Source organism: Microbispora sp. CL1-1 (genome assembly GCF_012034195.1).
In the GTDB taxonomy this organism is placed as follows: domain Bacteria; phylum Actinomycetota; class Actinomycetes; order Streptosporangiales; family Streptosporangiaceae; genus Microbispora.
This window is the reverse complement of record NZ_JAATEK010000012.1, coordinates 1-25344: the sequence shown is the minus strand read 5'-3', so window position 1 is coordinate 25344 and position 25344 is coordinate 1. Positions and strand designations below refer to the sequence as shown.

Annotated in this window: 17 protein-coding genes; 11 read left to right on the top strand and 6 right to left on the bottom strand. The window is 71.3% G+C overall.

Features of this window, described 5'->3' with window-relative positions:
• Together efeO and efeB are read left to right on the top strand one after the other, a co-directional pair.
• Positions 1-1137 (top strand): iron uptake system protein EfeO, encoded by a 1137-nt coding sequence (efeO, locus tag HCK04_RS16730; protein WP_142648265.1) that lies wholly within the window; start codon positions 1-3, stop codon positions 1135-1137.
• Positions 1134-2438, top strand: a complete 1305-nt coding sequence (gene efeB / locus HCK04_RS16725) for an iron uptake transporter deferrochelatase/peroxidase subunit (RefSeq protein ID WP_142648264.1) — start codon at positions 1134-1136, stop codon at positions 2436-2438. Before efeO ends, efeB begins: the two co-directional genes overlap by 4 nt.
• 55 nt (positions 2439-2493) lie before the next feature.
• On the opposite strand, the gene HCK04_RS16720 is transcribed toward efeB, so the two are convergent.
• The 4 genes from HCK04_RS16720 to HCK04_RS16705 all read right to left on the bottom strand — a co-directional run bounded on the left by HCK04_RS16720 (position 2494) and on the right by HCK04_RS16705 (position 9580).
• Entirely contained in the window at positions 2494-4461 is a 1968-nt protein-coding gene (locus HCK04_RS16720) for a CehA/McbA family metallohydrolase (protein WP_142648263.1), read from the bottom strand.
• Positions 4462-4560: 99 nt separating this feature from the next.
• Positions 4561-5553: a methylmalonyl Co-A mutase-associated GTPase MeaB gene (meaB, locus tag HCK04_RS16715; protein ID WP_142648262.1), complete on the bottom strand. Its 993-nt coding sequence runs from the start codon at positions 5551-5553 to the stop codon at positions 4561-4563.
• A complete protein-coding gene (gene scpA, locus HCK04_RS16710) occupies positions 5550-7724 on the bottom strand; it encodes a methylmalonyl-CoA mutase (RefSeq protein WP_142648261.1) in 2175 nt (724 codons plus the stop codon). Before scpA ends, meaB begins: the two co-directional genes overlap by 4 nt.
• Entirely contained in the window at positions 7721-9580 is a 1860-nt protein-coding gene (locus HCK04_RS16705; RefSeq protein WP_142648260.1) for a methylmalonyl-CoA mutase family protein, read from the bottom strand. Before HCK04_RS16705 ends, scpA begins: the two co-directional genes overlap by 4 nt.
• Positions 9581-9709: 129 nt before the next feature.
• On the opposite strand from HCK04_RS16705, the gene HCK04_RS16700 reads away from it, so the two are divergent.
• The gene (locus HCK04_RS16700) at positions 9710-11551 is read left to right on the top strand and encodes a serine/threonine-protein kinase (protein ID WP_142648259.1); all 1842 of its coding nucleotides are present in this window, start codon (positions 9710-9712) and stop codon (positions 11549-11551) included.
• A gap of 26 nt (positions 11552-11577) precedes the next feature.
• Here HCK04_RS16700 and HCK04_RS44215 read toward each other — a convergent pair whose 3' ends face one another.
• On the bottom strand, positions 11578-12351 hold the full coding sequence (locus tag HCK04_RS44215; protein ID WP_142648258.1) for an N-acetylmuramoyl-L-alanine amidase: 774 nt from the start codon (positions 12349-12351) through the stop codon (positions 11578-11580).
• Positions 12352-12513: 162 nt separating this feature from the next.
• On the opposite strand from HCK04_RS44215, the gene HCK04_RS16690 reads away from it, so the two are divergent.
• The 8 genes from HCK04_RS16690 (at position 12514) to HCK04_RS42425 (ending at position 23704) form a co-directional block, all read left to right on the top strand.
• Positions 12514-13635, top strand: a complete 1122-nt coding sequence (locus tag HCK04_RS16690) for a DUF5925 domain-containing protein (RefSeq protein WP_142648257.1) — start codon at positions 12514-12516, stop codon at positions 13633-13635.
• Between the two features lie 133 nt (positions 13636-13768).
• Complete coding sequence (locus HCK04_RS16685) at positions 13769-14890, top strand: C39 family peptidase (RefSeq protein ID WP_260617300.1); 1122 nt, start codon at positions 13769-13771, stop codon at positions 14888-14890.
• Entirely contained in the window at positions 14887-16728 is a 1842-nt protein-coding gene (locus HCK04_RS16680) for a prolyl oligopeptidase family serine peptidase (RefSeq protein ID WP_260617299.1), read from the top strand. The genes HCK04_RS16685 and HCK04_RS16680 overlap by 4 nt, the downstream gene beginning before the upstream one ends.
• 61 nt (positions 16729-16789) lie before the next feature.
• Complete coding sequence (locus tag HCK04_RS16675; protein ID WP_142648255.1) at positions 16790-18079, top strand: M20/M25/M40 family metallo-hydrolase; 1290 nt, start codon at positions 16790-16792, stop codon at positions 18077-18079.
• Positions 18080-18165: 86 nt separating this feature from the next.
• Positions 18166-18510, top strand: coding sequence for a CU044_2847 family protein (locus tag HCK04_RS16670; protein ID WP_142648254.1), 345 nt, complete (start codon positions 18166-18168; stop codon positions 18508-18510).
• Between the two features lie 3 nt (positions 18511-18513).
• Positions 18514-20157, top strand: a complete 1644-nt coding sequence (locus tag HCK04_RS16665; protein WP_142648253.1) for a trypsin-like peptidase domain-containing protein — start codon at positions 18514-18516, stop codon at positions 20155-20157.
• 3 nt (positions 20158-20160) lie between these two features.
• Positions 20161-21156 (top strand): MoxR family ATPase, encoded by a 996-nt coding sequence (locus HCK04_RS16660; protein ID WP_142648252.1) that lies wholly within the window; start codon positions 20161-20163, stop codon positions 21154-21156.
• Entirely contained in the window at positions 21146-23704 is a 2559-nt protein-coding gene (locus HCK04_RS42425; RefSeq protein WP_240971504.1) for an SAV_2336 N-terminal domain-related protein, read from the top strand. The genes HCK04_RS16660 and HCK04_RS42425 overlap by 11 nt, the downstream gene beginning before the upstream one ends.
• 6 nt (positions 23705-23710) lie before the next feature.
• Here HCK04_RS42425 and HCK04_RS16650 read toward each other — a convergent pair whose 3' ends face one another.
• Positions 23711-25030, bottom strand: a complete 1320-nt coding sequence (locus tag HCK04_RS16650; RefSeq protein WP_142648251.1) for a family 3 adenylate cyclase — start codon at positions 25028-25030, stop codon at positions 23711-23713.
• Between the last annotated feature and the right edge of the window lie 314 nt (positions 25031-25344).

Sequence of the window (25344 nt, the reverse complement as noted above, 5' to 3'; positions counted from 1 at the left end):
ATGCGCACCCCCACCGTCCTGGCCGTCGCGGCGCTGGCCCTCGCCGGCCTCACCGCCTGCTCGTCCACGGGCACCGGCACCGCGACCGAGGCGACGGCGGCCGGCGACGGGAAGATCGCCGTGGCCGCCACCGACACCGAGTGCAAGGTGGCGAAGTCCGACCTGGCCGCCGGCACCTCGACCTTCTCGATCACCAACAACGGCACGAAGGTGACCGAGTTCTACGTGTACGCGGCGGGCGACCGGGTCATGGGCGAGGTCGAGAACATCGTGCCCGGCCTGACCCGCGACGTCGTGGTGGAGCTTCCCCCGGGCGTGTACGAGACCGCCTGCAAGCCCGGGATGACCGGCAAGGGCATCCGCGGCCCCCTCAAGGTCAGCGGCGAGCACAAGCCGCTCGCCGAGGACGCCCAGCTCGCCGAGGCCGTCGCCAGCTACAAGCGCTACATCAAGAGCCAGTCCGACACGCTGCTCGACAAGACCAAGGAGTTCACCGAGGCCGTCAAGGCCGGCGACGTGGACAAGGCCAAGGAGCTCTACCCGATCGCCCGCACCTATTGGGAGCGGATCGAGCCGGTCGCCGAGGTCTTCGGCGACCTCGACCCGGCCATCGACGCGCGGGAGAACGATGTGGCCGACGGCGAGGAGTGGACCGGCTTCCACCGCATCGAGAAGGACCTGTGGGTCAAGAAGGACGTCGGCGGCGACGGCCCCATCGCCGACAAGCTGATGACCGACGTGAACACGATCGTGACGAAGTCCGCGACGGTCGACCTGTCCCCCGTACAGCTCGCCAACGGCGCCAAGGGGCTGCTCGACGAGGTGGCCACCGGCAAGATCACCGGTGAGGAGGACCGCTACTCGCACACCGACCTGTGGGACTTCGACGCCAACCTGCAGGGCTCGAAGGCCGCCGTCCAGGCGCTGCGCCCGGTGCTGGAGGAGCGCGACGCCGATCTGGTGAAGACGCTCGACGCGAAGTTCGCCGACGCCGAGAACGCGCTCGCCGCGCACCGCAGCGGCGACGGCTGGAAGCTGCACACGGAGCTGTCGAAGAGCGACCTCAAGGCGCTGTCCGACGCGATCAACGCCCTGGCCGAGCCGATCAGCAAGGTGGCCTCGGTGGTGGCCGGATGACCGCGCGCGGCTCCGAGGACCGGCCCGAGGTCCACTCCGAGGCCCGCTCCGAGGGCAGGGGGATCAGCCGCAGGCGGCTGTTCGGCCTGGGCGCCGCGGGCGTGGCCGCCGTCGGGGCAGGCGCCGTCGTCACACGCTCGTTCGCCGAGGAGCCGGTCGCCCACGCGGCCTCGACCTCCGACCCTGTGCCCTTCTACGGCCCGCACCAGGCGGGCGTCACCACTCCCGCCCAGGACCGGCTGCACTTCGTCGCGTTCGACGTGATCACGAAGGACAAGGCCGAGCTCGTGGAGCTGCTCCAGGAGTGGACCGCCGCCGCGGCCCGGATGACCCAGGGCAAGGACGCCGGCACGTTCGGCGCCGTGGGCGGGCCGCCCGAGGCGCCGCCGGACGACACCGGCGAGGCGCTCGGCCTGCCCGCCTCCGGCCTGACGCTGACCGTCGGCTTCGGCCCGTCGCTGTTCGACGACCGGTTCGGCCTCGCGGACCGCAGGCCGCCCGCGCTGGCCGACCTGCCGGCCTTCCCCGGCGAGGACCTGCAGCCCGAGATCTCCGGCGGGGACATCTGCGTGCAGGCGTGCGCGCACGACCCGCAGGTGGCGGTGCACGCCATCCGCAACCTCGCGCGGATCGGATTCGGCAAGGTCTCCGTCCGCTACTCGCAGCTCGGGTTCGGCCGCACCTCGTCCACCTCGCGGTCGCAGGCGACGCCGCGCAACCTCATGGGCTTCAAGGACGGCACCAACAACCTCAAGCTCGAAGACACCGCCATGCTGCGCGACTACCTCTGGGCCGCGCCCGGCGACGGCCCGGCCTGGATGGACGGCGGCACCTATCTGGTGACCCGCAAGATCAGGATGCACATCGAGACCTGGGACCGCGCCCCGCTGGCCGAGCAGCAGGCCATCTTCGGCCGCGACAAGGGCGAGGGCGCGCCGCTCACCGGGCACAAGGAGTTCGACGCGCCGGACTTCGCCAAGAAGGGCCCGGACGGCACGCCCGTGATCGCCGGCAACGCGCACGTACGGCTCGCGCACCCCGACGCCCACGGCGGCGCGCGGCTGCTGCGGCGCGGCTACAACTTCGTGGACGGCTCCGACGGCCTCGGGCGGCTGGACGCGGGCCTGTTCTTCATGGCCTACCAGCGCGATCCCCGCAAGCAGTTCGTCCCCATCCAGCGGATGCTGTCGCAGAAGGACGCGCTGAACGAGTACATCAAGCACGTCTCCAGCGGCCTGTTCGCCTGCCCGCCCGGCGTGGTCGACGGCGGCGACTACTGGGGCCGCGCGCTGTTCGCCTGACGCGCCCCCGCCCGCCCTCGGCCTGCCGTGCCGAGCCGAGGATCACAGACGGGGCTCAGCACAGGCGGGATTCGTACACCGCGCGGGCCTTCTCGATCAGGTCGAGGTGATCGCGCAGCTGGGCCCGGGTCCGCAGGCGGGCCCTGGCCCGCACCAGCTCGTCGAGCAGGTCGAGCCACCGCAGGCACCAGCGCACGTCCTCCTCCCGTGCCACGTGCCGTCCCCGCACGTCCAGGTAGACCGGGCTGGTGTGGGCGTACGCGCGCCCGCGCGGAGCACGCGGGTGGGGGCCGCCGTGGGCCACGGCGACCACGTAGCCGGCGTCCGTCACCGGCAGCGAGGCGGTGATCTCGTGACCCGGGCCCTCGGCGAGCACGCCGCCCGCGGTCCTGATCTCGATGTGCTCCACCTCGGGCCCGACTGCCCTGGCCCGGACCGCGACCGTCTCGCCGCCCGCGAGGTCGAGCGTCTCCCCCGGCCCCAGGCCGTCCACCGTGAGCTCCAGCCAGGGGCCTGTGGTGGCGAACGTCCGGCCCCGCCGTACGGCCTCGGCGAACGACTCGGCGCTGAGCGGCCCGTCGACGCGGGCGTAGACGCGCTCCCAGCCCGGCGGGCTGGAGACCGTGTCCTGGCGGGTGAACGACAGCATGGTGTCGGTCCCGGCGAGCGCGGCGAGCCGGTTGCCCGCGCCGACCAGCCTCCGGTAGACCTCGGCGGTCCCCGGCGCGGACGACCTGTCGCTGAAGTGCAACACTTCGACGCCGTCGACCATGCCGAGCGCGGCGTCCACCACCAGGGCACGGCCGGTGCAGTTCCTCCTCCCGTCCCCGGCCACGTCCTCGGGGGAGGAGACCGGGCCGTGGAACGGGTGGGCGTACCCGAGGACCGCGCGCGGCTCCCGCAGGTCGCCGCAGACCGCCGCGTTGGGCGGCCAGTCGGCGTCGGCGCCGAAGCCCGTGTGATAGACGGCGGGCGGCGCGGCCACCCCGAAGACGTGGACGTGCCCGAACAGGTCGTTGCGATACTCCACGCCCATCCGTGCGACGTACCCGGCGTCCGACCACGGCAGGTCGCGCCCGGCCCAGTGCTGGAGCGCCTCCCGGTCGTAGACCCGGGCGCCCGCGACGTTGCCGGCGACGAGGTTCAGCACGTGCAGGTCCTCGCCGAGCTGCGCGGCGGCCGCCTCCGCCGGTGCGGCGACCAGGTCGCCCGCCCAGTTCATGTGGACGTGCAGGTCGGCGCCGTACCAGCCGCGGGCGGCGGCGTCGTAGAGCCGGTGCGGCGCGAGCCCGACCAGCGTCTCCTCCCCCGTCCTGGGGACGACCGTCGTCTCGGCGATGTCATATTCCATGCCGCGCGTGACCCGGATCGTGACGGGCTCGCAGGGCACGGCGAGCACGACGTCGTCGCCGTGGAAGAACGGCTGATCGTCGTTGTCGCGCCGTTCCGGCGCTCCCTCCGGATACCACCCCTGGCCGCCGGCCGAGGTGACGCTCCACCGGCACGGGAAGCCCGCCCGCAACCGCAGCCGCGCGGCCGGCGCGGGCCGGGCCAGCCCCGACAGGTCCACCACCTCGCCGTCCACCGTGAGCGTGGTCGCGGTCGTCACGTCGAGGAGCCTGGCCCCGCCCGCCGTGATCCCGTACGGCACGCCGTCGGCCGTCACCTCGACCGGGTGCGGCAGCGCGGAGTCGACCAGCAGGATGACCGGCACAGGCCCCGGCGACACCACCGGCCGGGCCGGGCCGTGATCCAGGCGGTGCTCCAGGCGGTGGCCGTCCGTGGTCAGCCGCAGTGCCGCCAGCCCCCGGGGGACCTCGCCGTCCAGGGTGTCGCGGAACTCCGCGTCGAGGTCGGGCCGCAGAGTCATCCGCTCGGCCTGCTCAGGAAACCGGAGGAACGGCATCATCCGGACGTAGCCCAGCGGCGGCTCTCCCCAGGTGATCCCGTGCGCGGACAGTAGCGCCCGATACTCCCGCAGAGCACGCTCCACCTGCGGCGGCATCATCGGATCGTGGTTCATCGCACCTCCCCGTAGTCGAAAGCGGCCACATCGTGGCACGGTTCCGGCCGGGGGAAACGTGCAACAGTGCATTCCCGGTCACACGGGTAGCGATCTCTCTCACTCGGGAGGAAAGGTGATCCCCCGGGTGTCATGAGAGGCGTCCGCGGCCAGGAAGGCCGCCAGGATGCGGTCGGCGGCCAGCGCCGGGGTGAGGGTGCCGGCGAGGACCTGCCGCTCGATGTCGGGCGCGATCTCCGCGGTGGCGTCGTGGAGCATGGCCAGCAGCCGCTCCCGGACCAGGGCCCAGGTCCACTCGACCTGCTGGCGGCTGCGCCGGGCCGCGAGGTCGGCGCCCTCCTGGTGGCGCACGACGTGGGCCCACAGCTCCTCGAGCCCGGCGCCGGTCAGACCACTGCAGGTCAGCACGGGCGTGTCCGAGCGCAGCAGCCGCAGCGCCCCGGACAGCTCACGCGCCGCCCTGCGCGCGGCCGTCTCGTGCTCGCCGTCGGCCTTGTTGACCGCGATGACGTCGGCCAGCTCCAGCACGCCCTTCTTGATGCCCTGGAGCTGGTCGCCCGTACGGGCGAGGGTGAGCAGGACGAAGGTGTCGACCATGTCGGCGACCGCGGTCTCCGACTGGCCGACCCCGACCGTCTCGACGAGCACGATGTCGTATCCCGCCGCCTCGACGACGACGATGGCCTCGCGGGTGGCCTTCGCCACGCCGCCGAGCGTCCCGGCCGTGGGTGAAGGCCGGATGAAGGCGTTCGGGTCGGCCGACAGCCGGGCCATCCGGGTCTTGTCCCCCAGGATGCTGCCGCCGGAGCGCCGCGACGAGGGGTCGACGGCCAGCACGGCCACCCGGTGCCCCTGCCCGGTTAGATAGGTGCCGAGCGCCTCGATGAAGGTCGACTTGCCGACCCCGGGCACCCCGGACACGCCCACCCTGCGGGCCTTGCCGGCGTGCGGGGTCAGCTCGACCAGCAGCCGCTGCGCCATCTCCCGGTGATCGGCCCTGGTCGACTCCACCAGCGTGATGGCCCGGGCTATCCACCGCCGGTCACCCGACAGCACGCCCTTGACGTAGTCCTCGATCACCGGCACGGTCATCTATGGCCCAGCCGGGCGGACAGCTCGCGCAGCAGTTCCAGGGCGGCGTCGGCGATCACCGTGCCGGGCAGGAAGATCGCCGAGGCGCCCGCGGCGCGCAGCTCCTCGACGTCGTCCGGGGGGATCACCCCGCCGACCACGATCATGATGTCGTCCGCGCCGAGGTCGGCGAGCGCCTGCCGCAGCGCGGGCACCAGCGTCAGGTGCCCGGCCGCCAGCGAGGAGACCCCGACCACGTGCACGTCGGCCTCGACGGCCTGCCGGGCGACCTCCTCGGGCGTCTGGAACAGCGGGCCGACGTCCGCGTCGAACCCGAGGTCGGCGAAGCCGCTCGCGATCACCTTCTGGCCCCGGTCGTGACCGTCCTGGCCCATCTTCGCGACGAGGATCCGGGGCCGGCGGCCCTCCGCCTTCTCGAACTGCGCGCACGCCTCCCGCACCCGATCCGCGGCGTCGCCCACCTCCGCGCGATACACGCCCGATATCGTACGGATCTGCGCGGCGTGCCGTCCGAAGACCTTTTCCAGCGCGTCGGAGATCTCCCCGACCGTGGCCTTGGCCCTGGCGGCGTTCACCGCGAGCTCCAGCAGGTTCTCCCCGCCGGCCGCGCCCTTGGTCAGCGCCTCCAGCGCCTGGGCGACGGCGTCGGCCGAGCGCTCCTCGCGCAGCCTGCGCAGCTTGTCGATCTGCTGGTTGCGCACGGCCGTGTTGTCGACCTTGAGCACCTCGATCGGCTCGTCGGCCTCGGGGCGATACTTGTTGACGCCGATCACCGGCTGCCTGCCCGAGTCGATGCGGGCCTGGGTGCGGGCCGCCGCCTCCTCGATGCGCATCTTGGGCAGCCCCTGGTCGATGGCCCTGGCCATGCCGCCGGCCCGCTCGACCTCCTGGATGTGGCCCCAGGCCGTCCGCGCCAGCTCGCGGGTGAGGGTCTCGACGTAGAAGGAGCCGCCCCACGGGTCGATCACCCGCGTCGTGCCCGACTCCTGCTGGAGCAGGAGCTGGGTGTTGCGGGCGATCCGCGCCGAGAAGTCGCTCGGCAGCGCGAGCGCCTCGTCCAGGGCGTTGGTGTGCAGCGACTGCGTGTGCCCCTGGGTGGCCGCCATCGCCTCGACGCAGGTCCGCACGACGTTGTTGAACACGTCCTGTGCGGTCAGCGACCATCCGGAGGTCTGGCTGTGCGTGCGCAGCGACAGCGACTTGGGGTTCTCCGGGCCGAAGCCCTTGACCAGGCGGGCCCACAGCAGCCGGGCGGCGCGGAGTTTGGCGACCTCCATGAAGAAGTTCATGCCGATGCACCAGAAGAACGACAGGCGCGGCGCGAAATCGTCGATGCCCAGCCCCGCGTTGACGCCCGCGCGCAGATACTCCAGACCGTCGGCCAGCGTGTACGCGAGCTCCAGGTCGCAGGTCGCCCCGGCCTCCTGGATGTGGTAGCCGGAGATCGAGATGGAGTTGAACTTCGGCATCTTCCTGGAGGTGTACTCGAAGATGTCGGAGATGATCCGCATCGAGGGGCCCGGCGGGTAGATGTAGGTGTTGCGGACCATGAACTCCTTGAGGATGTCGTTCTGGATGGTCCCCGCCAGCTTGTCGGGCGTGACGCCCTGCTCCTCGGCCGCGACGATGTAGAGCGCCAGGATCGGCAGCACCGCGCCGTTCATCGTCATCGACACGCTCATCCGGTCGAGCGGGATGCCGTCGAAGAGCTGCCGCATGTCGTAGATCGAGTCGATCGCCACGCCCGCCATGCCGACGTCACCGGCGACGCGGGGGTGATCGGAGTCGTAGCCCCGGTGGGTCGCGAGATCGAAGGCGACCGACAGGCCCTTCTGCCCGGCCGCCAGGTTGCGCCGGTAGAACGCGTTGGACTCCTCGGCCGTGGAGAACCCGGCGTACTGCCGGATGGTCCACGGCTGGGTGACGTACATCGTCGGGTAGGGGCCGCGCAGGAACGGCGCGATGCCCGGGTAGGTCCTGAGGGACGGGCCGTCCTCCAGGTCGGCCGCCGTGTAGAGCGGCTTGACCGCGATGCCCTCCGGGGTCTCCCACACCGCGTCATCCCACGCCGCGTCATCTCGCGCCGCGTCATCTCGCGCCGTGGCACCGGGGTGGACGTCCGGCGCCACGGCGCTCGACCCCAGGTCAATCTCCGAGAAGTCTGGAATCATCGAGCCACTCCCAGATCGTCGAACGTCGCGCGGAGCACCCCGAGCGCGTCACAGCCGGCGTACAGGGTGGCGTCCACCCCCTCATACTCCCCCTTCCCCGCCAGCCACACCGTGCGCGCCCCGGCCTCCCGCAGCGCCGCGGCCACCGCCGCGGCGTGCTCGCCGTAGAGCCGGTCGCTGGAGCACAGGCAGGCCACGGGGGTGCCGCAGTCGCGGAAGGCGGCGGCGATCGCGTCCGGGTCGGTGCCGGGGCCGCTGGTGACGGTCGCGACGCCGCCCGCCGCGAACAGGTTGGCGGCGAACGTCGCCCGCGCGGTGTGCGCGGCGACCGGCCCGATCGTGGCGAGGAACACGGTGGGCCGGCTCGGCTGGGCGTCGGCGATGTCGCGCAGCGCCTCGAACTCCTCGGCGTAGCGCGTCACCGGCAGGCCGCCACGCCCGCCATCGGACGCACCGCCGGACGCAGGGCCGGGTGTGACGGCGGGTGTGGCTCGGGTTTTGACGGCCGGTGTGACGGCGAGCCCGGGGCCGGGCCGCCGGGACACCGGCCTCTCCTTCAGGTCGGGGAACTCGCTGACCCCGGTGATCGGGTCGCGGCGGTGGGCGATGGCGTCCGCGCGCCTGGCCCTGGTCGCCGCCAGCCGCTCGGGGACCAGCCGCTCCAGCGCGGCCGCCATCCCACCGGCCCGCTCGATCTCCTGGAACCACGCCCAGGCCCGGGCGGCGAGGTCGGCGGTGAGCCGTTCCACATACCATGAGCCGCCGGTCGGGTCGGCCACGCGGGCGACGTTCGCCTCCTCCACCAGCAGCGACTGGGTGTTGCGGGCGATGCGGCGGGCGAACGCGTCGGGCAGCCCGAGACAGGCGTCGAACGGCTGGACGGTCACCGCGTCGGCCCCGCCCACTCCGGCCGCGAAGCAGGCGACGGTCGTGCGCAGCATGTTCACCCAGGGGTCCCTGACCGTCATCATCGCCGAGGAGGTGACCGCGTGCTGGAGCTGGGCCCCCGGCCCGCCGACCACCTCGGCGACCCGCGCCCACAGCCGCCGGGCGGCCCGGAGCTTGGCGATCGTGAGGAACTGGTCGGCTGTGGCGGCGTAGCGGAACTCGATCTGCCCGAACGCCTGCTCGGCCGTCAGGCCCGCGTCGGTCAGCGCCCGCAGGTAGGCGACGCCGGTCGCGACCGAGCAGCCGAGCTCCTCGGCGTCCGCGCCGCCAGCGTCGTGGTACGGCAGCGCATTGACCGTGATCGCCCGCAGGCCGGGGTGGCCGGCGGCGCAGCGGCGGGCGAGCGCCACGGCGGCGCCGGTGTCCACGGGCGCGCCGGTGCGGGCCGCCAGCCCGATCGGGTCGGCGCCCAGGTTGCCCCCCGGCAGCGCCACCCCCTCGGCCAGGCGCAGGAACGCCTCCGCCGCCTCGGCCGTACGCGGGCCGGCGTCGAGGACGACCGGGGCGAGGTCGAGGAGGACGCCGTCGAGCACGGCCGGCAGCGCGGCCGGGTCGATGGCGTTCAGGTCGAGCCACAGGGACGTGACGCCGTTCTCCAGGTCGGCGTGGATCGCCTCCCGCGTCGCGGCCGGGTCCGGGTCGGCGTGCCGCTGGCGCACGTCCCACGGACCGGGCATGCGCGTCGTCCGGGGCGCGGACGGCACGTCGGCGGCGTCGTACAGCGGTGCGACCGCCACCCCGTCGTAGGTCGTGGTGGTCAGGGCGGCCTCGACCTCGTCCGGCGAACCCTCCCAGCCCGACCTGCGCAGCACCTCGGCCGCGAGCGTCCTCCACTGCTCCCGCGTGGCCTGTGGGAATCCCGCCGCGGGATCGGCGAGGTCGTCGAGTTCAACAGGCGGCACCGTCATGAACCGGATGCTAGATGCCGTGGCCCCGCCGCGGAGCCCCGGGGTCCGCAATGTGGACAACTCCGTTCGGGGCATAGCGGCGATCTTCCTCAGTATTGTGATCTCGGTCATGGACGGGAGGGCGGGACGATGAGCGCGGACGGGGCCGGGGCGTCGCTCGGCAGCGGCTACGTGCTGCTCGACGAGATAGGCGCAGGCGCGATGGGCAGCGTCTGGCGGGCTCGGCACCGCGACACCGGGGAGACGGTGGCGGTGAAGCTGCTGCGCGAGGGCCTCGGCGACGACCAGGACCTGGTCCTGCGGTTCGTGCAGGAACGCAACGTGATGCGGTCGCTGCGGCACCCCAACATCGTCGCCATCCGCGACTTCGTGGTCGAGGGCCGGCGTCTGGCCCTGGTGATGGACCTGGTCGAAGGGTGGAACCTGCGCACCCTCCTGCAGCGGCGTGGCACGCTGCCCCCGGCCGAGGCGGCCGGGCTGCTCGCCCAGGTGGCCGACGGCGTGGGGGCCGCGCACGCCGAGGGCGTCGTCCACCGGGACATCAAACCGGGGAACATCCTGGTCGAGGAGAGCACCGGACGCGTCCGGCTCACCGACTTCGGCGTGGCCCGCATCCTGCACGGGCCGGGCCTCACCCAGACCACCTCGATCATCGGCACGCCCACCTACCTCGCTCCGGAGGTGGCCGAGGGAGGCACCCCCACCACGGCGGTGGACGTGTACGCGATCGGGCTGATCCTCTACGAGCTGCTCGCCGGGCGCCCGCCGTACGTCGCCGACCATCCGATGGTGGTGCTGCGGCGGCACGCGACGGCCGTGCCCCGGCGGCTGCCCGGAATGCCGGACGCCCTGTGGCAGATCGTCTGGGCCTGTGTCGCGAAGGATCCCGCCGGCCGCCCCGATGTGGCGCAGGTGGCGGCGGCGCTGCGCGACGCGGTGCCGTCGCTCGCCGGCCTGCCCGCCCTGCCGCCGATCGCGTGGTCGGATCCGCCGTCCGCCACCTCGGAGACCGTACCCTCAGCCACCCCTGGCACCCCGGCCGCTCCTACGGGACCGGCGGGACCGGACATTCCGGCCTCTCCGGCTACCCCCGCGCAACCGGCGGGACCGTACACCCCCGCCACCCCGGTGGGACCGGTCGATGCGGCCGGGCCTTCCGGTGCCGCGGCGGATGAGGAGACCATGGCGTCGACGCGGGGCCGGGGCTCACGGCGGCGCCTGGTCTCCGTCGTCACGGGCGCCACCGCCCTGGCGCTCACCGCGTCGGTCCTGGCCGTCCTGTCCCCGTGGCGGTCGGGGGCGAGCGACGGAGCGGCCGGCACGACGGCGCGGCGGCCGGCGGCGCCTCCCGCGACCCCCGTCTCCACACCGGCATCGGCCGAGCCGTCGCACCGCCGCACCCGTGAAGCGGCGCGGCGCAGTCCTGGGCATGATCCCGGCGCGGCGGCCTCCACGCCGCCTGCCCGGCCGCGCCCCGCGCAGTCGCCCACACAGCGGCCCGCCACGCGGCCGTCTCCCACGCGGAGGGCGGCCGCATCACCCCGGCCGCGCCGGTCGGAGGCCGTGGCGACGGAAGAACGCGGCGCGGACGAGGCGAAGCGCGCCCGTCAGACCCCCGAGTGGCAGTGCCGGTCCTGGATCTCGGTCGGCGACGCGATGGGCACGGAGATGTCGCCCTGCTTCGCCATGGTGGGCGACGTTTTCTATCTCATGGGCCGGATCAGGGGTGCCGCGTCCGTACGGTCCGACATCCACATCCAGCTCTACGACAGCACGGCGGAGCAGAACGTCTCGCAGCCGTTCATCTGCTCGGGCGTCTCACCCGCCGGCGACGGCGCGACCGTCAGCTGTGGTCCGTTCACCGCCACGGCTCCGCACACCGGCGGCTATCACGACGTACGGCAGCGGTGGCGGAAGACGGGCACCTCGGCCTTCGGCGGCGGCGCGGAGAGCCCCGGCGTCGTCTGGTGACCGTGATCTGACTGGTGACCGTGTGACTAGGACTTGGCGAAGGCGGCGTTCCAGGTGATGGGACCGACGATGCCGTCCACGTCGAGGCGCCGGTCCTTCTGGAACCTGCGGCACACGTCGCGGGAGTCGGGGCCGTACGCGCCGTCCACGACGATGTCGTAGCCGAGCTCCTTCATCCGGGCCTGCCAGGTGCGCACGTCGTCGCCGCGCATCACCGGTGGATACCTGAGCAGGCGGCCGGGCCACTTCTGCGCGGGCTCGGGTTCGGGGTCCGGCTGCGGCTGGGTGGCGCCGGGACGTGGCGCGCCCTTCTTGATCCAGGCGTACAGCGGGTCGCCGGGGCAGTCGGTGGAGTAGCCGTCGCGGTGGCCCTTGATCTCCTTGCCCGCGCCGCCCTTGGCACGCAGATATTCCACCGCGTCCAGGATCGCGTGCAGGATGCCGTCGGTCGGCTGGACCAGGCCGGCGTTGCCCACGAGACCGAGCACCGCGTAGTGGCCGGAGTTCAGGCCGGGTCCGTTGGCGGCCGGCAGGTGTCCCGGTCCTCTCCCGACGAATACCTTCCGATGCGGGCAGGCCACCATCGAATAGCCGATATCGATCCAGCCATTGCCGTCGATGTGGAAGCTCTGGATGGACTTCACCATGGCCACGCACTTGGCATGGTCGCCGACGATGCCCGGGTCCACCCGGCCGCCGGTGTAGTGCACCTTCACGCCGCGCGTGGAGGACAGCGACGAGTACGAGCCTCTGGGTGGACGCGCGCCCCATTCAGCGCGGGACACGAGATCGATGGCCACAGTGCTCTCCGTTGAAAACCGTACGACTGGATACCGAGCGTAGCGGTAACACGCCAACAGGTACTGCCTTTTGCCCACAAGAAACCGCTTAAACGGCTTGGAAACTGAATACGCCTATAAATCCATTCGACAGAGCGATGCGCCCGCGGAGATCATCGCGGTATGTCCGTTGTCAAGGAGGTCGACTTCTCTCCTCACTCCACGCCGCCGCGGCCGGTGCCGATGCGGATCTGGCTCGACGACACCGACAGCCCGGCCGACGTCATCGACGCCCTGGCGCTGTCGCCGTTCGCGACCGGCGAGCAGCCCTGGTCGCGCACCACCAGCCTCGGCCGGGTCCGCGCCGACGCCCCGCTGACCGCCGAGGGCGGCCGGCTGCTGCGGGTCGCCCAGCACACCGACGGGTACGAGACCCGGCTCATCGCGGGCGAGGGATGGACGCTGCGGGTGGTCCGCAACTCCAACCGGTCGGCGACGCTGACCGCCACGGCGGTGACCGAGGAGCTGGCCGGCTCGGTCCTGGAGCAGGCGACCAGGGACGCGGAGGAGGCCGCCCCCGAGGCCGACCACGTGCGGATGGGCTTCTGGTGGCGGTCGAGCCACGGGCCGCACCGCTCCGCCAAGCCCATCACGACCTCCTCCTGGGAGGAGATCAGGAGGAACTACCCCACGGCCGCCACCGGCCGCCTGGACGCCCTCATGGCGACCACGGCGGCCGACGTGACGGGCCGGCTGGTCCTCCTGCACGGCCCGCCCGGCACCGGCAAGACGACGCTGCTGCGCACGCTCGCGCGCGAGTGGGCGCCGTGGTGCCAGGTCGACTGCGTGCTCGACCCCGAGCTGCTGTTCAACGACCCCGGCTACCTGATGGACGTCGCCGTCGGCTGGGACGGCCCGGGCGACGACGAGGAGCCGCGCTGGCGGCTGCTGGTCCTGGAGGACTGCGACGAGCTGATCCGCGCCGAGGCCAAGCAGTCGACGGGCCAGGGCCTGTCGCGCCTGCTCAACCTGACCGACGGGCTGCTCGGCCAGGGCAGGGACGTGCTCGTGGCCATCACGACCAACGAGGACCTCAGCAGGCTCCACCCGGCCGTCGTACGGCCCGGGCGGTGCCTGGCGCAGATCGAGGTCGGCCGGTTCGACGCCGGGCAGGCGGCCGAGTGGCTGGGCCGCGCCCAAGGCGCCGGTCCGGGCGGCGCCACGCTGGCCGAGCTGTTCGCCCTGCGGGACGGCCGTCCCGCCGTCGCGTCCGAGCCCGCCCCCGCCACCGGTCTCTACCTCTGACCGGCCCGGGCTACCTCTGACCGGCCCGGGCTACCTCTCACCGACCAGAGCGGCCGATACCGTACTGTCCGAATGTGTCGGATACGTAAACCATCCGATGCGCCAGGTCGGGGCGGAAACAACAATCGGCGAGGTGGTCACCCTGCTGTCGGCCGGACCGAGCCCCCAGGTGAGCCCCGTCGTCCTCCACCGGTGGTCCGTCGAGGCTCAGGAGACGGGGAAGGCGAAATATCTGGATCCGTTCGCACCGGGCGGCGAGCGGGAGTGGCCCTACCTCCGCTGGACGTCCCCCGAGCGGGAGATCGGCTTCCCCGCCACCGAGCTGGTGCCGTCGTGGACGGCCGCCGCGCCGCCCGGCGCCTGGCTGGAGATCGAGATCCAGGCACGGACCGTCACCGGCGAACTGACCAAGTGGTATGTCATGGGCCGGTGGGCCGAGACGGACGCCGACATCCACCGCACGTCGCTGCCGGGCCAGGGTGACGCCGACGGGGACGTCGCCGTCGACACCTTCGTCGCGGCCCGCCCCGTCACCTCCTACCGCGTGCGCGCCACCCTGTACGGCAGCGGCGGCGCCGTGCGGTCGCTGGCCGTGATGGCCTCGGCCGTGGGGCAGGCAGGCAGAGGCGGCCCGCCGGGGCTGCGGGCGGTCGAGCTCGACGTCCCGCGCCGTTCGCAGAAGGCCCACACCGGGCACTACCCGCAGTGGGACGGCGGCGGGGAGTCGTGGTGCAGCCCCGCGTCGTTCACGATGGTGCTGGACTACTGGGGGCGCGGGCCCACGCCGGCCGACCTCGCCTGGGTCACCCCCGGCGACCCGTGCCCGGCGGTCGACCACGCCGCGCGCGACATGTACGACCACAGCTACCAGGGCACCGGCAACTGGCCCTTCGGCGTCGCGTACGCCGGGCGGTACGGGCTGGACGGCTTCGTCACGCGGCTGCGCTCGCTGGCCGAGCTGGAGCGGTTCATCGCCGCCGGAATCCCGGTGATCACCTCTCAGGCGTTCCGCGATCACGAGCTGCCGGGTGCCGGATACTCCACGGGCGGGCACATCATGGTCGTCACGGGTTTCACGGCCGACGGCGACGTCATCGCGAACGACCCGGCCGCGCCGGACGACGACGGCGTGCGGCGGGTGTACCCGCGTGCGGCGTTCGAGAGCGTCTGGCTGCGCGCCACGAGCAGCGGGGGGATCGCGCACATCGTGCATCCTCCCGGCACTCCGCTTCCAGAATCCGGGGGGAACTGGTGACCATCAGGGCCGTCGACGTCGCGAGGGTGGACGACCGCCCGCTGTGGGTGGAGATCTCGGGAGACGAGGTCTGGTGGGACGAGCCGCGCCCACGTGAGGGCGGCCGGCGCTGCGTCGTGCGGCGCAGGGCCGACGGCGTGATCGAGGACGTGCTCCCGCCGGGCTGGAACGCCAGGAACCGGGTCATGGAGTACGGCGGACGGTCCTGGCGGGCGCACGAGGGCCGCCTGGTGTTCACCAACTGGGCGGACGGCCGGATCTACGTGTGCTCCCCCGGCGGGGAGCCGGTTCCGCTCACCCCCGACGAGCCCGCCCGCTACGCCGACCTCGTCGTCCATGGCGGCGAGGTGTGGTGCGTACGCGAGCGGGGCGACGCCCGCAGCGGAGAGCGGGACATCGTCGCGGTGCCGCTCGACGGCTCTCCCCTGCGCAGTGTGGTGAAGACCCACCATTTCCTGATGAACCCGCGCGTCTCACCGGACGGCCGGTCGCTCGCCTGGATCGGCTGGAACCACCCCGACATGCCCTGGGACGCCACCGAGCTGTGCGTCGGATCCGTCGACGGCGGTCCCCACCGCGTCCTGCTGTCCGGCGCGTCCACCTGCCAGGCCGAGTGGCGCGACGACGAGAGCCTGTACGCCGTCACCGACCCCACCGGCTGGTGGAACATCCACCTCGTCGGCCTGGACGGCACGACGCGCGACCTGACCCCGGTGCCGCTGGAGTTCGGCGACGCCACCTGGAAGATCGGAGCCACGTTCTTCGCCGTCGCGGACGGGCGGATCGCCACCGTGTACGGCACGGCCGACGAGCGGCGGCTCGGGGTCGCCGACGACCCGGCGGGCACCGGTTCGATCAGGGACGTCGGCGGCGGCTACACCAACTGGGCGCCCGCCTTGTCGGCCCGGGGCTCCAACGTCGTGGGGGTCGCGGGCTCGCCCCACCGGCCGTACGAGGTGGTGCGGGTCGACCTGGACACGGGGGCGCACGAGGTGCTGTCCCCCGGCAAGCCGGTGCCCGAGGACGCCGAGCTGCCCACACCCGAGGCGGTGACCGTCGAGGGGGTCCACGCGCACCTGTACGCCCCGGCGGCCCGGTCGGACGACGGCGGGCCCGCGCCGTACGTGGTGTTCGTGCACGGCGGGCCGACGAGCTCGGCGCCGCCGGTGTTCGACCTGGAGATCGCCTACTTCACCAGCAGGGGCATCGGCGTCGCCGAGGTCAACTACGGCGGCTCCACCGGCTATGGCCGGGCCTACCGCGAGCGGCTGCGCCACAACTGGGGCGTGGTGGACGTGCGCGACTGCGAGACGGTGGCGCGGTGGCTGCTGGACAGCGGACGGGCCGAGAAGGTGGCGATCAGGGGCGGCAGCGCGGGCGGCTGGACGTCGATGGCCGCGCTCGTCCACAGCGACGTGTTCTGCGGCGCGGTGTCCCACTACGGCATCTCCGACCCCGAACACTGGGCGGCGGAGACGCACGACTTCGAGTCGCGCTACCTCGACGGGCTGATCGGCCCGCTGCCCGAGACCCGGCAGCGCTACGCGGACAGATCGCCCGAGCTGCACGCGGAACGGGCGTCCGGCCCGGCCCTGCTCCTGCACGGCCTGGAGGACAAGGTGGTCGATCCCGCGCAGTCGGAGCGCTTCGCCGCCGCGCTGGCCCGTCACGGGCATGAGTGGGCCTACCTTACGTTCGAGGGAGAACAGCACGGGTGGCGGCGCGAGGAGACGATCGTGCGGGCCCTGGAGGCGGAGCTGGCGTTCTACGGGATCGTCTTCGGCTTCCCCACGCCCGAGGTGCCACCGCTGACGCTCCACAAGGGGGAGGCGCAGTGAGCAATCTTGGACACGGCGCGATTCGCTCATGCGACTTCGAGCCGTCGGGCGAGGAGTCGGCATGAGCGAGGTCGGCGAGATCTGCTCGGAGCTGCTGCGGATCGACACCACCAACGACGGGTCCGGCGACGGGCCGGGCGAGCGGCGGGCCGCCGAATATGTGGCCTCCCTGCTTTCCGAGGTCGGCATCGAGCCGGTGGTGTTCGAGTCGGCGCCGCGCCGCACCAGCGTGGTCGCCCGCATCCCCGGCGACAGCTCCGACGCGCTGCTCCTGCACGGGCACCTCGACGTCGTGCCCGCCGACCCGGCCGAGTGGCGTACGCACCCGTTCTCGGGCGAGATCGACGGCGGCTGCGTGCACGGCCGGGGCGCGGTCGACATGAAGGGCACGCTCGCCATGACCCTCGCGTGGGCCCGCGAGAACGCCCGCAGGGGCGTGCGTCCCCGGCGCGACCTCGTGCTGGCGTTCCTCGCCGACGAGGAGTCCACCGGCGAGTACGGCGCGGGTCACGCGATCGAGCGGCACCGCGAGCTGTTCGAGGGCTGCACGGAGGCGATCAGCGAGTCGGGCGGCTTCTCCTGGTATGAGAACGACGTCCGCATCTACCCGGTGGCGGTCGGGGAGCGCGGCACCGCCTGGATGCGCCTGACGGCGCGCGGCGTGCCCGGTCACGGGTCCAAGCCGGCCGTGGACAACCCCGTGGCCGAGCTGGCCCGGGCCCTCGCCCGCCTCGCCGACCACTCCTGGCCCGTGCGGCTGACGCCCGAGGTGGCCCGGCTGATCGACGAGCTGTCGCGGGCGCTCGGCGGGCCGATCGACCTCGACCGGCTGGAGGAGGAGATCGAGCGGATTCCCCGCGCGGCGGCCCTGTTCAAGGGCGTGCTGCGCAACTCGGCCAACCCGACCATGCTGGACGCGGGATACAAGGTCAACGTCATCCCCGGCACGGCCGAGGCCCACGTGGACGGCCGGTTCCTGCCGGGACAGCGCGACGAGTTCCTGGAGACCGTCGACCGGCTGCTCGGCCCGAAGGTCACCCGCGAGTTCGTCAGCTTCGAGGAGGCCGTCTCCTCCCCCGTCGAGGGCCTGTTCGACAAGCTCACCGCCGCCCTGCTCGCCGAGGACCCGGCCGGCAAGCCCGTGCCGTACGTCATGAGCGGCGGCACCGACGCCAAGTGGTTCGCGAGGATCGGCATCAGGGGCTACGGCTTCGCACCGCTGCTGCTGCCGCCCGACCTCGACTACTTCGGCATGTTCCACGGTCTCGACGAGCGCGTTCCGGTCGAGGGCCTGGAGTTCGGCGTCCGCGTCCTCGACCGGCTGCTCACGTCCTCAGCGCCGAAATCGTGACATGAAATAGTTTCCGGCCGTACTGCCGAACACCTCGCGCTCTTGTTACTTTGCATTACGGAAACGGGGAGCGTGAGCGAGGGACAGTGGCCGATCAGCTTGTGCGCTGGGAGATCGACGGCGAGTCCGTCATCGTGGAGACCGGCGAGGAAATCGCGGACACATGGGCTCCTGCGGGAGCCTGCGGCGAGCGGGTCGTGTACCAGTCGGCGGAAGGCCTCAAAAAGGCCCTGCACGGGGTCCGGGACGCGGCGAGGACGGCGCTGGCCGCCTTTCGCGACTTTCCCGAGGGCCCCCAGGAGGTCGAGGTCGAATTCGGTGTGAAGCTAGCCACCGAGGCAGGTGCGATTATCGCCAAAAGTGCCGCAGAGGGACATTTGACCGTAAAGCTGAAGTGGATTGAGAAACCGGCTGATTCCGGACGCGAGTAGTCAATGACGCACAGTTGGCACGCCCGTGTCGACGGCACGAGAAATGGCAGGCGCGTGACCGGAGCCGGCCTGCTGGTCGATGCCCGTCACGTACTCACGTGCGCCCATGTGGTCAGCGGCTGCTCGAGCATCCGCGTCAGCTTCGTCCAGGCCGACCGGCCGGACCTTCAGGATCTGCCCGCCGACCTCGGCTGCGCTGGCCCATGGCGGCAGCCCGGCGACCCGGGGGACGTTGCGGTGCTCAGCCTCGCCGCCGACGTCGCGATCGAGCCGGCCAGGCTGTCTCTCCGGGTTCCGGCGTGGGCCGAATTCGCGGTGCACGGCTTCCCTCCGGACGCCGGGCCGTTCGGCGCCGTCATGCGGCTGCGGACCGGCTCGGCCTCCGGCATCGGGGAATGGCTCCATGTGGAAGCGGCCACCGGTCACGCCGAGACGCCTCGTGCCGGATTCAGCGGCGCTGGCGTGTTCGACGAGGTCACCGGCCACGTCTATGGCATGATCAGCGACGCGTCAGCGAGCCAGGACCGTCGCACCGGACGCATGATCCCGCTGACCGAGGTGCGCAAATACTGGGAGGACCTCGACGACCTCCTCGATCTCGGCTGGCTCGGCGGCGAGGCCCGCCGGAAGCTACGGTCGATTCTGCGCCGCATCGACACGGACGCCAACCTGACCGAACTCGTCGAGGCGGAGTTCCATCCGGCGATCGCACCGCCCGTGTTCCGGTCCGTGTGGCACGCGACCCGGTATGTCGCCGAGGATCTCTACGACGACGACCGCCTGGGCAGGTTCCTCCAGGCGCTCATCTCGAAAACGTCCGGCGGCCCAGCCGTGAAAGCGCTGCGGGTCTGGATGGACCGGCATCTCGAGCCTCCCGCGTCACGGCCCGGGATCTCTTCCATCGTCATCCGGCTCGACACGAAGACCAAGGGCGGCTACGAACTCAGCTTCTCCCATTTCATCGACGACAAACCCTATCCGGGGGGCGCGCCGACGACGGTGACCCGCAAGAGGTTCCGTAAGGAGGTGGAGTCGGCGCTGAACTCTCTGATGGCGAGGATCAGCAGAGCCGGCCGGGACGACCCACTGATCGAGTTCGTGCTGCCGCGCTCGCTGATCCTCAGCGAGCATGTGGACGAGTGGTACGCGTGCCGGGAAGAGGAGATCCCGATAGCGACCTATCGTGTGGTGGTCCGGGACGTCGCACGTCTCGGTAACTACATTCTCCAGGATCAGTGGAGGAACCGCTTCAAGCATCTCCACCGTACGGTCAAGATTGAAAAGGCTGACTGCTCCCTTCTTGATCCGGACGAGTTCTACCGGCGGCTCCTCAGCGATAAGGATGCATGCGTGATCGTCTATTCCGGTGTGCCCGACAGCACCATACTGCACAAGGGCCTCAACGCCGGGGTGCCGGTGATGGTGTGGCCTCGGTCCTCCTGCAAAGGGGCTGCTCCCGGCGAGTGCCCGTACGGGTCGTTGGACGCCTTCGCGACGCTGATAGATGCGAACGGCTATCACGAGTTGCCGGAAGTAGTGCGCCGTTTGCGCTTCGACCCCACGCACGCCCACTGCGGGCCGCGGCTCACTCTCATCTGGGACGACCCCACGCGAATTCCCGATCCGCCCACTTTCGTGGAGGAGTAGCGCATGGCGGACTGGTACGTCTACACCGGCGTTCCCGACGCGAAAAGCGACATCGGGAGGCTGCCACCCCCGCCACCGTGGCGGGACTTCAAGGGCGTGGTGCCGGATGATACCGGGGAGCTCCCGGAGATCGACCCGACGCACGAGCACCAGGCCAGGAGTTACCGGCCGGATCCCGGCGCGGTCGAGCAGGTGAACGCCGCGCTCTACCTTCGCAGGCCGCTGCTGGTGACCGGCAGACCCGGCACGGGCAAGTCCACCCTCGCGCACGCCGTCGCTCGGGAACTTCGACTCGGGCCGGTCCTGTACTGGGCGATCACGAGCAGGGTCACGCTCGCCGACGGCCTGTACAGCTACGACCCGCTCACCCGCCTGTACGACAGGGAGAGCGGGCGGGCGCACGCCGACGCCGACGACGACGAGATCGGCAAATACATCCGCCTCGGACCGCTCGGGACCGCTCTGCTGCCCGCGTGCAGGCCGCGGGTCCTGCTCATCGACGAGATCGACAAGAGCGACATCGACCTGCCCAACGACCTGCTCACGATCTTCGAGGAGGGGCGGTACGAGATCCCGGAGCTCGCGCGCCAGAAACGGCGGACGCACCGGGTCTCGACCGCCGATGGCAGGACCGCATCGGTGACGGACGGTGTGATCGGCTGCCGGGCCTTCCCGCTGGTCATCATGACCAGCAACGGCGAGCGAGAGTTTCCCGCCGCGTTCCTACGTCGATGCGTGAGGCTGGCGCTGCCCGAGCCGGACCGCGACAAGCTGAGGGAGATCGTCAGAGCGCAACTCGGCGAGCTGAGCGACGAGAGCGAGGACTTGATTCAACTGTTCCTCTCTCGGAAGACGGAGGGTCAGCTGGCCACCGATCAACTACTCCACGCGATCTATCTGACCCACCACGCGGCGCGGGACCACGGGGTCGACCGCCTGGCTTTGGCCGAACGGCTCATGCCGCATCTGAACTCCGGCGTCGCCGACGATGACGATTGACCGGCTGAGCGACGTTCTTTCCCGGACCGGCCTGGATATGTCGGCCCAGGAACTGTCCGACGTGCTGTGGCTCGCCGCGCATCTGTCTCCCGAATCAGATTCTGTGGATGTATCTGGCCGCACGGCTGCACACCCTTCTCTCGAAGCACCGGCTGATCCGCACTCGGCCACATCGTGGACGGCCGAGACGGCGCCGGAGACTGCGACGACGGAGTTCGCCCTGGGATTGGAGCTACCCGCCGATGATCCCAGCGGGGATGTTCACCGGATCCAGGTCCCGGACGCGCCGATGGTCAGGCATAGTCTGCCGATCCAGCGCGCTCTGCGCCCTCTCAAACGGACCGTCCCGTCACGCGTCCGGAACGTCATGAACGAGGCCGCCACCGCCGCGGAGATCGCGCGGACGGGCCGGTGGATCCCGGTGATGAGAGGTGCTCCGGAACGCTGGCTTGACCTGGCGCTGGTCGTGGACACCGGACCTACCATGCGGCCCTGGCATCCTATGGTCGGCGAACTGAGAGCCGTTCTCGGCCAGGTCGGCGCCTTCCGTGACATTCACGTCTCATATCTCGTCGGCGACCGAATCGCTCTCGGCCCGGACGCCTCCCCGGGCAGCCCGGCGGCCCTGGTCGATCCGACCGGTCGGCGCGTCGTGCTCGTACTGACCGACTGTTCCGGGCGGCACTGGTGGGAGGGCACGGCACAGCCCGTGGTGCAAATGTGGGCCCGGCGCAACGCGACAGCTGTTCTGCAGCCGCTTCCCGAGAGGCTGTGGCGGCGGACCGCTGTTCCGGTGATCCCCGGCCTCGCTGCGCAAGGCAAGCCGTGCGGCCCCAACACCACTCTCCATTTCCGCCCTTTCGAGGAGACCCCGCCGGCGAGTGGAATCCCGTTGCCCGTGGTCGAGCTGGATCCCGCCTGGATCGGCGACTGGGCTCGCCTCGTCGCCGGAGGTGACACGGTGGCCACGGCCATGACGTACGTCTCGGCACGCCCTCGCTCGTTGGCGCAAAGGGTGGACGAGGAGCGGTCCATCGACCTCGAGGACCGAGTGCTGCGCTTCCGCGCCACCGCCTCTCCTGAGGCGGTGCGGCTGGCCGGCTACGTCGCCGTATCCACGCCAGCGCTTCCCGTCATGAGACATCTTCAACGGGCGCTGCTGCCCCGATCCAGACCTCAGCATCTCGCGGAGGTGCTGCTCAGCGGCCTGTTTCGGCATGTGAGTGGAGATCATTACGAATTCATTGACGAACGGGCCCGGATGGCGGCGCTACAGCTGCTGCCTCGCTCGGAGGCGTGGCACGCGGCCGACGTCCTCAACCGGCTGTCCACCGGCATCCAGGCGAGTGTCGCCACTGCCGCGGCGACCTTCGGCGCGGTGCTCGGCGAAGAACCGGACGCTGTCACCTCTTCACGATCCGATAGAGGGCGTCCTTTCGCCTTTCTGAATGCGGAAGTGCTGCGAAGCCTGAGCGACCTGGACATCCCCCCGCGCCGAGCAGAGACCCGGTTCACCGGCGCGCCCGCCTCCACGTCGCCCCGGACGACGCCTGCCATCACCCACCTTCCGTCGTCCGTGCAGGCCACTCCGGCTTCCGCCTCTCACAGCATCTGTATGTGGGGCACGCCTGGCAGCGGCAAGACGACCTTCCTGGCCGCCCTGTCGATTGCCCTGATGCGCCGGAAGGACAACTGGAAAATCGTAGGTTCCGACCCCACCTCCAACGATTACCTCGTCGAAATGAAAAGGGCGCTGCTGCATGAAAGGGTCTTCCCCGAGGCGAGCAGCGTCCTGGAGCAGTACCACTGGATGCTGATCGGCCCCGGCGCGGAACAGAGCAGGTGGTGGAGTCGTAAGCCGAAGATCGGCCCCGAGCGTCGGATCCGTGTCAGCATGATCGACGCACCCGGGGGTCTTTTCGCTGCGGAAGAGCCTGCCGACGGAGGGCTAACCGATTCGCGCCAACGGGAGCTGCTGGACAACCTGGCTCAGAGCCGGGGCATCCTCTTCCTCTTCGACCCTGTTCGGGAATTCGAGATCGGAGATGCCTTCGACCATCTGCATGCATCGCTCACCCGGCTCGCCGAACGGATGCTCGCCGCCGGCGAGGTGAGGGATGGGAAGCTTCCGCACCATATCGCGGTCTGCATTACCAAGTTCGACGATCGCCGAGTGTTCGACACGGCAGTGGATCGTCACCTGGTCAGCGTCGAGCCCGACGATCCGTACGGCTTTCCGCGGGTGAGCGACGAGGACGCCCGGACGCTGTTCCACGCATTGTGCCAAATTTCGCGGAGCGGTACTGCTGATCTGGTTTTCGCCGCCCTCGAAAGATTCTTCCATCTTGAGCGTATCCAGTTCTTCGTCACCTCATCCATCGGGTTCTTCGTCGACAGGAGCACGAATGTCTTCGACTGGGACGACTCGCAAAATCTCCTGGCCGACGGGGACCACCTATCCCTGCGCATACGAGGAGAGGCTCATCCGATCAATGTCGCGGAGCCGGTGCTGTGGCTTGGCCAGGCGCTCACAACGACCGGGAAGTAGAGCCGATCAGCCCTGGTAGAAGGTCAGATCCACGCCGGAGACGGTGTGCTGGACGCAGGTGAACCCGCCCAGGCCCGCCTGCGCGGCGACCGCCTCGCTCAGGCAGACGACGCCGGGAGCGGCGAGGTCCTGAGCCATCTTCGACGCTTGATTCACCGGCGCTCCGGCCACGTCGCGGCCTCCGTCCGGCGTCCGCCCGGACAGCACCGGCCCGCTGTCCAGCCCGATGCGGCAGGTCATCCCGGCCTCGGCCAGGGCGGCGCGCAACTCCAGGGCGAAGGGCACGGCGGCGCCGGGGTCATCGAACAGGTAGATGGCCAGCGGACCGGCGACCTTGACCTCGACGGCGCCCTCCGCGGGCAGGAGGCGCAGCCCGATCTCCCGCATGCGGGCCGACAGGTCCAGCCCGGTCAGGAGCGCCACCTCGGGTACGTCGGCCGCCGCCCCGGGCTCGCCGCGCTCGGCCAGGACCACCGTCCGTTCTCGCAGGTGCTTTGCCGCGAGCGCCGCGGCCGACCCGGCGTCGCGGGGATCGAAGCGCAACAGGTCCTCGTAGAAGGCGGCCGGATAGGGGATGGGATACCACCCGCCGTCGGTCGCCGCGTCGCCGGCGCGCGGCCCGTCGAGCACGCGATAGACCGCGCCCAGGAGCCTGGCCTGCCCATCGTGCGCGTCCTTGCGGCGCAGGACGAAGCCATGCCCGTCCTTGCGGCGCAGGACGAAGCCATGCCCGTCCTTGCGGCGCAGGACGAAGCCGTGGCCGGCCGGCAGCCGCTCGGCCACCGCCTCGGTGACCACGATCTCGCCGCCCTCGGTGTGGTTCTCCACGAGGTGCTCGACCGCGTCGGCCTCGGCGCCGTACAGTCCGCCGTCCAGGTCGTAGTAGTCGCCGTGGTGGACGCCGATGCCGACGCGGATCCCGCAGGTGCGCCCGATCTCGTCCTGCGCTCGCAGCAGGGCCGACAGCAGCGTCCCCGCGTCGGTCGTCGCGGGATGGAACAGTTGCGCGTTGTCCGCCGCCCAGACGCCCATCGCCCGGCCGCCCACGCCGATCCCGTACGCGTGCAGGACGCGTTTCGGGCCGTCGATGAGCGCCAGCACCTCCAGCAGGCCGAGGCTGCGGCTCAGCCTGGTCAGCCCGGCCGAGTCGGACACCACGCTGTATCCGGTCGTGACGTGCGCGCCGAGCAGCCGCCGGGCGTCGGCGGCGGTACGGCCGCTCGCCCTCCACCGCTCCACCAGCGTCAGCGGCAGCCCCGGGGCCGCGTCCCTTGCGAGGTCGAAGGCGCCCGGCTCCTCCCCGGTCGTGGGAGTGTCAGTGGTCACACAGGATGACTACTCATCGATATCAGCCGTCGAGGAGCGTTTGCGTTCCAAAGTTGGAGCGCCCGTCAGGACGAGCTGGCGATGGGAGTTCGTACCGATCTCCAGGGCCGACCGCGGTTCCTCATCCGTGGGCGCAGTAGCGCCGGGGCAGGCACCCGACTCGTCCAAGAGTCCGCACCCGCGACGCTCGGCGGCGCGTTCCCAGTCTTCACGGATGGGGCCGTACTCGACAGCCCTGAAGACTCTGCGACAGCCCGGAAGGCTCTGCGAGCACGTCTCCGGGCGGGACGTCGTATCGGGCGGCACCTCCCGGT

Bases quoted from the DNA above. Each gene is read 5' to 3' on its own strand.
- efeO (WP_142648265.1), top strand. From the start codon at position 1: ATGCGCACCCCCACCGTCCTGGCCGTCGCGGCGCTGGCCCTCGCCGGC.
- efeB (WP_142648264.1), top strand. From the start codon at position 1,134: ATGACCGCGCGCGGCTCCGAGGACCGGCCCGAGGTCCACTCCGAGGCC.
- HCK04_RS16720 (WP_142648263.1), bottom strand. From the start codon at position 4,461: ATGAACCACGATCCGATGATGCCGCCGCAGGTGGAGCGTGCTCTGCGG.
- meaB (WP_142648262.1), bottom strand. From the start codon at position 5,553: ATGACCGTGCCGGTGATCGAGGACTACGTCAAGGGCGTGCTGTCGGGT.
- scpA (WP_142648261.1), bottom strand. From the start codon at position 7,724: ATGATTCCAGACTTCTCGGAGATTGACCTGGGGTCGAGCGCCGTGGCG.
- HCK04_RS16705 (WP_142648260.1), bottom strand. From the start codon at position 9,580: ATGACGGTGCCGCCTGTTGAACTCGACGACCTCGCCGATCCCGCGGCG.
- HCK04_RS16700 (WP_142648259.1), top strand. From the start codon at position 9,710: ATGAGCGCGGACGGGGCCGGGGCGTCGCTCGGCAGCGGCTACGTGCTG.
- HCK04_RS16690 (WP_142648257.1), top strand. From the start codon at position 12,514: ATGTCCGTTGTCAAGGAGGTCGACTTCTCTCCTCACTCCACGCCGCCG.
- HCK04_RS16675 (WP_142648255.1), top strand. From the start codon at position 16,790: ATGAGCGAGGTCGGCGAGATCTGCTCGGAGCTGCTGCGGATCGACACC.
- HCK04_RS16665 (WP_142648253.1), top strand. From the start codon at position 18,514: ATGACGCACAGTTGGCACGCCCGTGTCGACGGCACGAGAAATGGCAGG.
- HCK04_RS16660 (WP_142648252.1), top strand. From the start codon at position 20,161: ATGGCGGACTGGTACGTCTACACCGGCGTTCCCGACGCGAAAAGCGAC.
- HCK04_RS42425 (WP_240971504.1), top strand. From the start codon at position 21,146: ATGACGATTGACCGGCTGAGCGACGTTCTTTCCCGGACCGGCCTGGAT.